The organism is Deinococcus hopiensis KR-140 (assembly GCF_900176165.1).
Taxonomy (GTDB): domain Bacteria; phylum Deinococcota; class Deinococci; order Deinococcales; family Deinococcaceae; genus Deinococcus; species Deinococcus hopiensis.
In genome coordinates, this window is record NZ_FWWU01000011.1 from 107,969 (window position 1) to 121,431 (window position 13,463).

5 protein-coding genes are annotated in these 13,463 nt (G+C 64.3%); 3 read left to right on the forward strand and 2 right to left on the reverse strand.

Going from position 1 to position 13,463, the window contains the following annotated elements; genetic code table 11:
* The 3 genes from B9A95_RS30470 to B9A95_RS30480 form a co-directional block, all read left to right on the forward strand.
* Nucleotides 1–7,260: PKD domain-containing protein (locus tag B9A95_RS30470; protein WP_139807178.1), on the forward strand; the 7,260-nt coding region annotated here is incomplete at its 5' end.
* Between the two features lie 55 nt (nt 7,261–7,315).
* Nucleotides 7,316–9,247 carry a fibronectin type III domain-containing protein gene (locus tag B9A95_RS30475; protein WP_084051339.1) on the forward strand — a complete coding sequence of 644 codons (1,932 nt, stop codon included), beginning with the start codon at nt 7,316–7,318 and terminating at the stop codon, nt 9,245–9,247.
* 626 nt (nt 9,248–9,873) lie between these two features.
* Nucleotides 9,874–10,269, forward strand: coding sequence for a helix-turn-helix domain-containing protein (locus B9A95_RS30480; protein ID WP_084051340.1), 396 nt, complete (start codon nt 9,874–9,876; stop codon nt 10,267–10,269).
* A gap of 194 nt (nt 10,270–10,463) precedes the next feature.
* Here B9A95_RS30480 and B9A95_RS34890 read toward each other — a convergent pair.
* Both B9A95_RS34890 and B9A95_RS30490 read right to left on the reverse strand, forming a co-directional pair.
* Nucleotides 10,464–11,473, reverse strand: a protein-coding gene (locus tag B9A95_RS34890) for an IS630 family transposase (protein WP_425429995.1) whose coding sequence is annotated in 2 segments (ribosomal slippage) — nt 10,464–10,999 and nt 10,999–11,473 — 1,011 coding nt in all. Because the reading frame shifts where the segments join, the coding sequence is not laid out codon by codon here.
* 804 nt (nt 11,474–12,277) lie between these two features.
* A complete protein-coding gene (locus B9A95_RS30490) occupies nt 12,278–12,823 on the reverse strand; it encodes a hypothetical protein (RefSeq protein WP_084051341.1) in 546 nt (181 codons plus the stop codon).
* Between the last annotated feature and the right edge of the window lie 640 nt (nt 12,824–13,463).

The following is a 13,463-nucleotide window of genomic DNA, read 5'->3' on the forward strand; positions in this document are numbered from 1 at the left end:
GAACCCCTGACCGCCACCGCTGCGACCGCGACCCTGAGTCACGCCTACAGCCAGCCCGGCACCTTCACGGTTCAGGTCACGCCCAGGGGCAGCGCTCCAGTCACGACGCCCGTCACGGTGAACGCGCCGAACTCCGTGCTGACGGTCACGCCGAGCGCTCCTCTGATTCGCCAGACGGTCACGGCGAACCTGAGCTCCCTGGTTCCCGCCCTGACCTATACGCTCGACTGGGGAGACGGCACCACCGAAACCATCACCGGCACCGCCGCCACCCAGAAAACGCACCGGTACAGCGCCCCGGGCAGCTATAGCGTTACCCTTACCTCTCCCGCGACCACGCCGGTGACGGCCAGCGTGACAGCGGCTGTTCCCGCCCCGACGGCCAGCGGAACGGCAAGTGGTTTGAGCGTTTCCCTGAATCTGGGCAACCTGCTGAGCGGGTACCCCTACAGCGTCGCGTGGGGCGACGGAACGACCGAGCCCCTGACGGCCACCGCTGCGACCGCGACCCTGAGTCACGCCTACAGCCAGCCCGGCACCTTCACGGTTCAGGTCACGCCCAGGGGCAGCACGCCCGTGACGACGCCCGTCACAGTGAACGCGCCGAACTCCGTGCTGACGGTCACGCCGAGCGCTCCCCTGATTCGCCAGACGGTCACAGCGAACCTGACGGCCCTGGTTCCCGCCCTGACGTATACGCTCGACTGGGGAGACGGCACCACCGAAACCATCACTGGCAGCACTGCCACCCAGAAGACGCACACGTACGCGCAGCCCGGGACATACACCGTGACGCTCTCCGCAACCGGGACCACTCCAGCGACGTTCAGCCTGCCGGTTGGCATGCCCGTTCCGACCGTGGCGGCGACTTCCACCGCCCTGACGGCTTCCCTGGGTCTGGGCAACCTGCTCGCGGATTACAGCTACACGGTGAATTGGGGAGACGGAACGACCGAACCCCTGACCGCCACCGCTGCGACCGCGACCCTGAGTCACGCCTACAGCCAGCCCGGCACCTTCACGGTTCAGGTCACGCCCAGGGGCAGCACGCCCGTGACGGCCTCCGTGATTACGCGCCTTCCTGCAGCGGTCCTGGCGGTCACAGCCGTGCGGCTCGACGCCGTAGCAGAGTTGGGCCAGCTCACCCCAGGTCAGCTCTACAGCTTGAGCTGGGGTGACGGGACCACCGAGGCGTTCACGCCGACGGGCACCGCGGCACGCTTCTCGCACCCCTACGCGCAGCCTGGCACGGTGACGGTGGGCCTCACAGCGCCCAGCATGTCTCCGGTCACCACCACGCTGCAGTTGAGTGCGCCCCCCGCGCTGGAAGTGGGCGCCACCGACCTCACCGCCAATGCTTCGATTTCGGGATTGATCGTCGGCCTGACCTACACGCTGGACTGGGGCGATGGAACGGCGGAAACGCTGACGGCCACTGAAGCGCAGCTGACCCGCACGCATGGTTACGGCAAGCCCGGCACCTATGCCGTGCGGGTGGCGCTGCCGGGTGGAGACCGGGCGACCGCTTCCGTGACCATCACGGCGCCGGCGGCGGCGTTGGCGCTGACCCCCACCCGCGCGGTGGTGGGGCAGACGGTGACGGCCACACTGTCGGGACTCGTGCCCGCCCTGACGTACACGTTCGACTGGGGAGACGGCGGTCCCGTGGAAACCGTGACCGGAGTGGCCACGTACACCGGCACGCGGACGTACATCCCCGGTACTTTCACGGTCACGTTGAGCGCTCCGGGCGTCACGACCGTCACGGCGGCCGTGTCCGTGGAACTGCCGGTACCCACCCTGAGCACCGAACAGGAGCAGCTGACGCTGACCCTGACGGTGGGCAACCTGCTCCCGCAGCCCTCCTCGGTTGACTGGGGTGACGGCACCTCCGAACAGTTCCGCAGTCCTGGAACCAACCTGCCCGCCGTCCTCGTCCACCGCTACGTTCGCCCCGGCACCTTCCGCGTGGTCGTGACTCCGCTCTACGGGGGAGCGCCCGTCGTCACCGAGGTGACGCTGGTCGTGGCCGACGCGAGCCTGTCGATTACGCCTGAAAGCGCGCCGCTGGGGCAGCCCATGACGGTCACGGTCTCCGGGATGCTTCCCTCGCTGACCTATACCCTGAACTGGGGTGATGGCACGACCAACACCCTGACGGGCAGCGCGACCGCCGTGCGCACCCACGCCTACTCGGAAGCGGGCAGCCGCGCGGTGTACCTGGAGGCTTCCGGCACCAAGACCGTGTTCGTCACGGCCACGACGACCGTGCCGGTCCCGGGGGTCTCGGCCACGCCGGACGCCCTGACCGTGACGCTCCACCTGAGCAACCTGCTGCCGGGCTACGAGTACCAGCTCGACTGGGGCGACGGCGTCCGGGGGGATCCCTTGAAGGCCACGGCCACGACCGCGCAGCAGACGCACACCTACGCGCGGGCCGGCGGGTACGGCATCACGGTCACGCCCGTTTCCGCCACGCCGGTGTCAGTCACGGTGGTGGTGGCCGATCCGGTGCCCGCCCTGAAGGTTGCGCCCGCCACCGTTTTGATCGGGGAAACGGTCACGGCCGAACTGACCAACCTGCCGCAGAGGTTGGTCACCCTGGAGTGGGGCGACGGCAGCTATGAATTCGTCAACCGCCAGAGCCCTCCGGTCCGCACCCACACCTACGCCTCGGTCGGCGTGTTCACCGTGACGCTGAGCGGGCCCGACACGCTCAAACTTCAGAACAAAGTGACGGTCGCCGCCCCGGCCCCTGTACTGGACGTGGCGCCAGCCACTCCGGTCGTCCGCGAGCCCGCCACGGCCCGGCTGTCCGCACTCGTCCCGGCGCTGATCTACACCCTGGACTGGGGCGACGGCACCTCGGACACCGTGACGGGAGCGGCCACAGCCCAGAAGACCCACAGGTACAGCGCCCCCGGCACCTACAGGGTGACGCTGGGCGCTCCGGAGACAGTGACTGTAACGGCGACCGTCACCGCTGGCCTGCCTGTCCCCACGGTCACCGGCACGGGCGACAACCTGCTGACCGTCTCCCTGACGCTGGGTAGGCTGCTGAGCGGCGATCCCTACACCCTGACCTGGGGCGACGGCACCTCTGAGACCCTCACGCCGACCACCGACGCCGCGCAGCTCACCCACACGTACGGCCAGCCCGGCACCTTCACCGTGACGGTGACGAGGAGCGGTGTTTCGCCCGTCACGCTGGACGTCGCCGTGCGCGGGCCCGATGCAGGCCTGACGGTCACGCCGGGAGAAGGGCAAGACGGCCACGTTTCGGTGCAGGCCGGGCAGACGGTCACGGCGAACCTGAGCTCCCTGATTCCCGCCCTGAGCTACACGCTCGACTGGGGCGACGGCACGACCGAAGCCATCACGGGCGTGACCACCGCGCAGCGCACGCACAGCTACCTCAAAGAAGGCTTCTTCGGCCTCCACGTGGACCAGGCGCAGGGGTACAGTTCGCGCGGCTACCTGATCCAAGTCGCGGTGCCCACCCCGGTCCTGACGGCCAGCGCCGAGCGCCTGAACGCCACCGCCACCCTCAGTGGACTGGTTCCGGCCCTGACCTCGACCTTCGACTGGGGCGACGGCACCCCCCCGGTCCCCGTGACCGGCGTGACCACCACCACCCTGACCCACCGTTATGCGGCGCCAGGGGAGTACCCGCTGCTCCTGACCGTCAACCCGCGCGGCGTCCGGCAGAATCTGACGGTGGGCGTTCCGGCGGGCGCACTCGCGCTGAGCGCGCAGGACCTGATCGCCACCGCCGCGCTTTCCGGCCTGGAACCCGAGCTGACCTATACCCTCGACTGGGGCGACGGCGCGTCAGACACCACCACCGGAAGCGCGGCGGCCGGCAAGACCCACGCCTACGCCCTGCCCGGCACGTACACCGTGACCCTCACGTCGCCGGGCGTGGGCACGGCCACGGGCACCGTCACGGTCAGCGCCGTGGCCCCGGTCCTGACGGTGAGCGCGGTGACCCTGACCGCCACCGCGCAGCTCAGTGGCCTGCTGCCGGGCGCCGAGTACCTGCTGGAGTGGGGCGACGGCGCTGGGCAGTACATCCAGGGTCAGGCGGCCCTCACCGCCACGCACGTGTACGCCCAACCCGGCCCCTTCGTGGTCAAGGTCGCCCAGGTGTCCTACCGCCGCCTCCCCGGCATCCTGGGCGCGAGCGCGTCCCTCACCGTGGGCTTGCCGCCCCGCGAGGCCATGCAGGTGCTGAACACGGACGATCTCGGGGCGGGATACCACTTCCGGGTCACCGGGATGCTGCCCGAGGGCGTCTACGTGGTGGACTACGGCGACGGCACCAGCGAGCGCCTGAACAGCAGCGCGGACGTGACGCTGGACCACACCTACATGAAGTCGGGCGCCTACACCGTCACGCTGCTGTTCCGGAGTTACGGCGGCGACCTCGTGCGGACCACCAGCGTCCAGCAGGTGCAGATTGCGCTGGGCGTGCAAAACGCCACCCTGAGCTTCACGAAGCCCTTCCGAGATGCGGACCTCTCCCTGAACACGGCTGAGCCCATCGAGGCGACCCTGACCGTCTCCTACCGTGGCGGTGGCCGCCTGAGCGGCCGCTGGGTCCTGGATGGCCGGCCCGTCGAGAACGTGGACCTGACCCTGACCGAGGCGTCGGGCACCGCGACCGCGCCGGTCACGTTTACCCGGACCGAGACCTTTCCCGGCCGCCACACCCTGACCTTCGAGTTCACGGGCACCACCCCCCTCGTGGTCCGTCCCGTGACGTACGCCCTGAACGCGCCGGGCACCCTGAGCTACGGCGGGTTCAAGGTCGTGGTCAGCACCATCACCAAACTCAGCGTCATGCCGGGCGGCGTGATCACCGTGTCGGGCACGGGCACGGCCACACCTGTTGTGGGCGGCACCCCCCTGGCCGGCGTGAACGTCACCTTTGCCGACCAGCAGGTCACCAGCGGTGGAACCGTGATCAGTGGCCCGGCCACCACGGTGGAGCTCAACGGCCAGAGCGTGCGCAACGCCCGCCTGGGCGACCTGGGTCTGCGGGTGGACCGCCTGACCCTGACCAAGGACGGCGCGGCCCTCAGCGGCAGCGTCACCCTGCCGGCAGTGGGCCGCGCCGCGGCCACCTTGTCTTTCACTGACGCGCCCCTGGCCGCCGACAGCGGCGACCTGATGGCCGCCATGCACGCCTCCACCCCCATTCAGAACGTCGCCCTGCCCGAACCCGGCCTGAGCCTCAGCGCCGGCGAGGTGACGCTGGACCTGTCGGCCGCGAAAAACACGGACGCGCTCGCCGGGGCCTACAAGGACCAGGCCAAGCCGTCCAATGACTGGATGGGCCTGGTGTTTCCCGACGCCCAGCTTCGGGTCAGCACCCCCATCCTGCGCCAGGCGGTCACGCTGAGCACGCCCGTGGCGTACAACCTCTCCGGGTACGTCACCACCCTCGACCTCGCTGCGGGCAGCGCGGGCGTCCTGGGCTGGGACGTGGACCTTACTGCCCTGCACTCCAGCGTGGTGGCGGGCCGCATCTCGACCACCCGGGGCGCGGGCAGCGTCGTGCTGCCCCTCGTGGACGAGCGGATGAACGTCTCCCTGGGCTGGAACACCAATGCCAAGTCTGGCGAGAGGTTTACCTTCACTTCCAGCGGCACTGTCAAGAAACACACGTTCGGCAAAACCAGCCTGGACCTGGGTCAGGGGGTCTGGACGTGGAGCGAGCAGGGGGTCGCCAGCGTGGTGTTCAGTAACGCCCTCTGGCACCTCCAAGACGTGGGTCGCGACAACGCGCAGAACCTGAGCGACGTGAATCTGAACAACCTGACCATGAGCGGCAACGGCGACGTCAGCGTGGACGGCCACCCCTGGAGCAGCGTGACGGGAAAGACCAACCTGACCCTGTTCGGCTATCCCTTCGCCGCCGCTGAAGTAGGTGTGCAGCGCCAGAGCAGTGGCGCGTACACCCTGGGCCTCCGGGGCCGCTTTCAGGTCAACGAGCACCTCCCGGTAAACACCACCGACGCCCCGCTCCTCTTCTGGGTGCAGGGCGGAAAGGACGTGAAGGTCACGACCGAACGCATCCGTCTGGCCGGTGAGGTGGCGAAGGTGCCCTTTGACATCACCCTGGACGGGGCGCTCACAGATGAAGGCAGGCTTGAATTTACCGGCGACGGCAAGATGAATATGGCCGGACTGCTCGACGTGAAGGCCAAGGCCCTCTTCGGGCGGTTCAACGGCACGAACTACGAGTACTTCAAACCAAACACGGCGGGCTCGGTCGGGTACGGTTCGGTGCTTGCCAGCGCTGCCGGAAACGCGGCCCTCGGCAAACCGCTGATCAGCGTCAAGCGGGTGGAAGTCTACGAGCTTCAGGGCGGCGTTGTCGTGAACATGGACTGGCCCAACGGGCTGGACAATGCGCCCCGCTTCCGGGAGTCCGGGCCGAACACCATCTTCCAGGCTGGAGCGTTGCTCAGCGTGAAGCAGGATCCGGGCGCGCCGTTCAAGCCTTTTGTCAAGGGGATCTTGAGCGTCGGCACCGCGGGCGGCCTGGACATGAAGGCCGACGCCTGGCTGGTCAAGACAGGTCAAACGCTGAACCAGAGCGCTCCGAATGGCCGCGCCCTGGTGAGCATCTCCGCGCCCTTGTTCGGCCAGTTCACCGATGGCCGCCTGCTGGTGCAGGCGTGCGTGGGTCCCAATGGCATCTCGAGTGTGGGCGGCCTGAACTGCGCGGGTGTGGCCGAACTGAACCTCTACGACCTCATGAAGTTGCGTGGGTCGCTCGAACTGTACGCGCCGTTCTCGGGCGACGCCCACCACCTGTACGTGGGGACCAAGGAGTCTCCCATCGTCGTGAACCTTCCGAGCGTGCCCGAAGGCCGCGGCTACCTGATGATCGACAAAGGCAGCGTGAACGTCGGCGCGGGCGTGACCTGGGGCTTCGAGAAGGGAGACAGCGGCAGCCTATTGGTCTGCAGCTGGAACTGGAACATCAAGGCCACCGCCAACTTGGACGCTGAGTTCGGCATCACCTACGCGCCCGTGGCCCTGGACGGCGGCGTGAAGTTTGATGCCCAGGCCAGCGCCAGCGCCGGAGGTTGCGGCATCAATGTGGGGGTCGCGGCGAACATGACCTTCGACGGCAAACTGCACGTGGCCAGCGCCGAGCGGTACTTCGACGGGTCGGTCTCGGCCAACGTGAGCCTGCCCGTCATTCCCGACATTGGTTTCAACGTCAAAACGAAAGTGAAGTTCTGATGCTTCGCGCGGGTCTCGCCGTCTTCGGCCGCCCGCGCGTTCCCTCAAGGAGACCATGCGTACCCTTCCCAGCCTGATCCTCGCGCTTACCCTTGGCCTCGCCGTTGCCCAAACCCCCCCGACCAACCCGGAGCCGGCCAAGGCTGGCGTCGCGGCGCTGCCCACCCCGGACGGCGCACTGCTGCGCTGGTTCCTGCCGGGCGACGTGATTCCAGGCGGCGGCTTCCTGGTTCAGGTGACGGGTCCGGCGGGCGTCCGCTCGGTGCCCGTGGCCTCACCGCAACCCTTCACGGCGGCCCTGGGCCTCACGCGGGGCGAGTACGACGCCGTAACGGCCATCTATACTCCGCCCATCAGTGACGAGGGCAACAAGGTTCAGCGCGCCATCTTCAACCTGAACGTGGTCGCTCGGCCCGCCTACGCCCGCGCGCTGGGCATCCTCACGGCCCTGACGGACCTTCCGCCGGGGACCTACACCGCGACCGTCTATGCCGTCAGCGGGGGCCGCCAGACCCGCGTGGGTGGCACCACCTTCCGTACCGGTCCCACGCCCCCGGTGCCCGTCCCCTCCGCCGTGAAGGCAGGTAGCGGCCTAGCGGCGCGCCTCACCTGGGCCGCGCCCGTCGGCGCGGATACGGGGCTGGTGGTGGCCTACAACGTGTACCGGGCTTCCGCCACAGGACCCTTCACACGGCTGGAGCCCGCTCCATTTTTCCGGACGCAGGGGTCTGGTGGAGACGTGTTCAGCGATCCTGCGGTCCGGCCGGGCGCGTCCTACCGTTATCGGGTGACCAGCGTGGACCTGTTTGGGCGGGAGTCGGCACCCACCGCGCCCGTGACCCTCGTGACCCGCGCGCCACTGTCTGCCCCGGAAATCTCCCGCGCGAGTTCCGGCAACCGCACCGTCACGCTGGACTGGACGCCTGGCAGCGACCCACGTATCCGCACGCAGATGGTGCTGAGGGGAACCACACCAGACAACCTGAGCGTCGTGGCCCGCCTGGCTCCCACGGTCGGCAGGTACCTCGACGCGGGCGTCGAGGGCGGCGTTCCGTACCTGTACGCCCTGGCGGTTGTGGACGAGACCGGCCAGGTCGGCCCCAGGGGCAGCCTCACGAGCGCGGTTGGACAGAACCTGACGCCACCTGCTGCTCCGGGTGGCCTGACAATCACGCCTGGCGAGCGCGCCCTGATCCTGAACTGGGCCGCCAATCCGGAAGGGGACCTGCGCGGCTACCGGGTCTACCGCGCAGAGGACGACCAACCAGTCACCCAGGAGCTGTTGCTGACTGGCCTGCCGATCACCGCCACCACCTACTCGGACGCCATTGCGCCGGGCGTGCAGACCCGCTACCGGTACCGTGTGGTGGCGGTCAACACCACGCAGGTGGACTCTGCACCTTCGGTGAGCGTCGCCGCCACGCTCCTGGACCGCACGCCGCCTCCATCTCCCATCCTCGCCCCTGTTGCCGTTGGCCCAACGGGCCTGACCCTGAACTGGAGTCAGGCCGAGGTGCCAGACCTCGCAGGTTTTGAGGTCACCCGTACGGCCGTGAATACGTCAGAGACAGTGCTGGCGACGCCGGGTGCCAGCGTCCGCACCTACGCCGACACCTCTGCGACTCGCGGGGTCGCGTACACCTATTCTCTGCGGAGCCTGGACCGTGCCGGCAACCGCTCTCAGGCGGCCGCGCCCGTCACGGCTGCCCTCCCGGCGTTGGCTGGTGGAACCTTGCCCATCAACCTGCGCGCCACGCTGCTGCCGGAAAAAGCAGGCGTACAGCTGCGCTGGGACAGGGGTCCCAGCGCAGCCCAGTACGTGGTGTACCGCCTGGCCGGCACCCAACCCCTCCAGGTGTCCGATCTTCTTTCCGAACTGGCCTTTACGGATCCGCAAGGGCAAGCGGACTCGCAGTACGTGCTGCGCGCGGTGAGCAGGAGCGGAGAACTGAGTGAGCCCAGTCCCATCATCCGCGTCGCGCCATAAACTGGGAAGCCGCAGGCCACGGCCTATAGAAGAGTATATCGGTCTTTCTGGTAAAGAAATTGCAGAAGGGTTCAGTATAAATCAACGGGGAGTTATAGGAGTATGTTTCGTTAATAAGAGTTAAATGTGGGCCGAGCGGTATACAAAATATAGAGATCACTCCCTACTCAAGAAACAGGGTAACTGCTCACCAAGGGAACCAGTTTTGTGGTAAGCAGTTACTCTGTTTCTTATCCCTGGCTCTCTGCGTCTTTCACAATAAAGCCAAGGGCCAGTGTGATTCTCCGCAAGAACTCCGTTCTCCACGCGACCCAAGTGGTTTCCGCAACGTTCGCCTCAACCATTATTGGTACTCCGTTGCGTCTGAAAGTGCTGGCGAAGAACACGGGGGATTCCCACCCTTTCCGTACCGCGCTGACCCCAGAAACACGGGCGCCATCCATCAGGTTCCCGCCAGTCAACGGAGTACCAATAGGCCAGAGGGTCCAAGGGAAACGGTAATTTCGCCGCCGCTTGGACCATCCGGCGACCAAATTGGGCCTCGTCGCTTGTAGAGTCCGTCCATCCTGGCATAGCTTTGTAGACCATCAACGGTGCCTCATACAGAGTTAAGATGAGTTCCGGATATGAGAGCTGCTGCCCTAATTCCGCACCATACATTTGAAGAGCTTGAAGTTGCGTATCGCCAAGCCGAACGTCCTCTTGAACGCTCCCGCTTGCAGATTATCTGGCTCAAAAGCAAAGGAAAGTCAATTCCGGAGATTATTGACGCAACCGGGTTTTCGCGTACAACGATCAGTACGTTGATTGCTACCTACAATGCCAACGGCGAACAGACCCTTCTGGAGAAGCGTCAGTTTAACAAGTCTGATCCGGCTCTGAACCGAGACCAGCAAGAGGCATTATTTCAGACTCTCCAGAGGGAGCCTGAAACAGGTGGTCTTTGGACCAGCAAGAAAGTCAAGATACATATCCAGGAGCATTTTGGGATTGAAGTGACAGAGGCGTGTGCCTGGGGCTAATTGAAAAGACTTGGCTTTACTATTCAGGTTCCTCGACCGACGCATACGGAGGCGGCTTCTCTCAAAGAACATGGGGCGTTCATAAAGAAGTCGAAGCGGCGTTGAGCAACTACAGGCCGCCTAACCCTGAAAAGCAAGTTCGCCTTTGGGTACAGGACGAAGGACGTTTTGGCCTTATTGATCTCGGCTGAAGTTTAGGACGGAAGGTAGCTGTGGAGGAGGCGAGCAGGGAGTCGGACATACCGGACGCGCGCCCATCCAACCTTGAGGCGCGCCTTCAATTCCTTCAGTGTCCGTGCACAGAAGTTCCCCAGGACGTTGCGCTTGACATAGGCCCACACCAGTTCAATGGGATTGAGTTCCGGAGCGTACGGCGGGAGATATTGCAGAGACAGCCGTGCTTCACCTGTTGCGAAGGCCGTGACGGCCTTCGATTTGTGGATGCCGGCGTTGTCGAGGACGACCACGACCTCTCCTGGAACGTGCGTCAACACGTGCTGCAGGAAGCGAATCACGTCCGGACTCTTGAACGCGCCGTGTTGCGTGTGTTGCAGGAACTGGCCGGCAGTGGTGAGTGCACCGATAGTCGACACCTTGTCCCAGCTGGCTTTGCCATACACCACGGGCGTGTGGCCGCGCAGCGCCCAGGTGTGCTTCACCGTGCCTTTCAGGCTGAACCCCACCTCATCCAGGAAGACCAGGGTCGCTCCCGCCGTTACTTTTTTTTGATCTCGGGCAGGACGGTCTGAATCCAGGTGGCCACCGCTTCGGGATTCTGTTCCAGCGCGCGTTGATCGGGCTTCTGGCGGGAGAAGCCCAACTGGTGCAGGATTCTCCGAACGTGGTCGCGATGATGCCAGATGTCGAAGTGACGACCGATGACCTCCCGGACGCGCGGGGTCGTCCAGCTCGCGTCGGGGAAGCCATGCACCTGTGCGCCTTCGTTGAGCAGTCGCTTCAGGGTCTCTCGCTGCTCTCCGGAGAGTGCTGGCACTCTCCCCGTGGTGATGGTGGCCTGCAGTGCACCTGGACCCTGGTGCCGCAGGAGGTGCCTCCAGGTGCGCAGAGTACTCATGGAGACACCCAGAAGCTCCGCGAGTTCCTTGCTGCTGTGTTGGCCAGTTTCGAGCAGCTTGAGGAAGTGCAGTCGACGTTCTTCAAGTTGAGCTCGCGTCAGGCGCGAGGGCAGCCAACGGTCCGTCATCCACCCATTCTAACGTCCGCAACTTCAGCCGGTATCAATAAGCCGCTGTTGAAGCGCCTCTGGGCGCTTCGGGGTAAGCGGCCTGTGGTTGCTCAACGCCGGCGTTATCAATGGCTCTATACCTACATTTTCGTCGAACCTCAGACGGGCCAAAGTGAATTCCTGATCTTTCCCACGGGCAACATCCCATGAATGTAGACCACTCTGAGAGAGTTCAGTCGGGCTGTCGACCCTCAGGGTCGACAGCTTATTGTGCTTCTGTTCGACCAAGCGGGGGGCACATGAGTAAGAAATTCAGCGTTCCTACCAACATCTTTCCACTCCCGTTTCCAGCCTATACACCTGAGCTCTCGCCGATAGAACCTACGGCCAAGAAATTGAAAGTGCCATTGGTAAATAAATCAATTCGAGACATTTAAGAAATCGAAGATCTAATCGTAGCAGAATGTAAAGGACTTAGAAGTTGCCCTCGAGAAGTAGAGTCGTTGACCCTCTTTCCCTAGTTTGAATACGTCTTAGACTTATTTAAGTCTGCATGATTCCTCTTGGTTTCAGGGCGAAGTGACTGCCCGGCGCGAAGCGGCCCCGGGCCGAACAGTCACTTTGACGCTTCAATTCCGTTGAATGAAGGTTCTCCAAGATGAAAGCCGCTGCCAGGGCTGGTGGGTGGCCCATCCTCGGTAAACCCCCGTCGCCATATGGGCGGCTCTGCGGACAGTTACACCTCAAGGGAGCGCAGTCTGGTTTCGACTTGGCCATCCTGGCCTCTTTATAACAAATGTTCCAGTCTTTGCTGGAATGGGGTTAGATGCGGGTTGAGGGCTGCGACTTCTGCACTGGCTTGAATACCCAGCCGTGCGCCGTTTTCTGAGGCGTGAATTCCACCATCCCCATTTCTGGTACGCCAAACCTGTTCTCGGAATCGAATCTTATGGACCGCATCTCATAGAGTCCATAGCTGTTCTTACATATGCTGCTGAGTACGTAAATCCATCTCGTGATGTTTTTTGGTTTCTGCAGTTCGCGCAGGTAAGCGCTGTATCTGTCGTTTGGCCTTGGACGCATCACCACTGTTTTTGTAAGCCTCAACAGCGCTCTTTTTTGAAAGGCGATAGTGTACGTGTTGCATTGAACGCGAATATCGCTTTGTCTGAGACTGAGAACGTGCAATGTGGTGAAGATTTGCTTCCCGTCTCGTACTGCTGTGGGATGAGACATGACCGCCCAGCCCCAGGGCGCATTCCCCACAACTGCGTAGTGTGTGGGCCCGCCAAGACCAATGAAATAATTCACGAGGGCACCACTCCTGCCTAGTAAACCCAGCAGAACAGTAGCAAGAATGATCTTCATTCTTCATATTAATCTTTGTGGTTTCAATTGCCATAGTAGCCCACCAAAACGAAAAGGAAACTCCAAGAGTCGACTTATGTTGCTGGAATCGGTCCCCGAAAAGCAGTGATTGACACCAGGGTGCGTTTGAGACGCGGCATCAAGGAGGGTGTTCCGCGGGGGTGAGGTTCCGTGAGAGAAGGAGCGTGCTCGGCGTCCCGAACCTGGGCTGTTCTCAATAAAGTACCTGCTGGGCGCAGTCGGGGCACAATTGAAACGGAAGGGAACAGCCGCACGCGCCACGTACCGTGAAGGCCGCCGTTCCGCTCGAGGGGGCCCAGGGAAAAGAAGGCGGAAGCCTGGGTTCAGCCTCCGAAGGGTCGAGGTGCTCCGGTAGACGTTTCAGAAAAAGTGGCGCGCGCCTTCTCGGAAGAAGGTGTGCCTTTTCTGGAACTGCCAGCGTCAGGGAACACCGGTGCAGCCCTGCGCCGCACCGGACCTGAACTACAGTTCGAACACGAGGTACTGGAGGAATGCGCTCCTGCGGCGAGACGCCGCCGCTCTCCCCGGGTTCGGTATGGTACGGGGTGTACAGGACCCGGCCCGCGCCGTGATCGAGGGTCACCTTCGGCGGCCGGACGCCCTCCCCTGCATTCCAGGA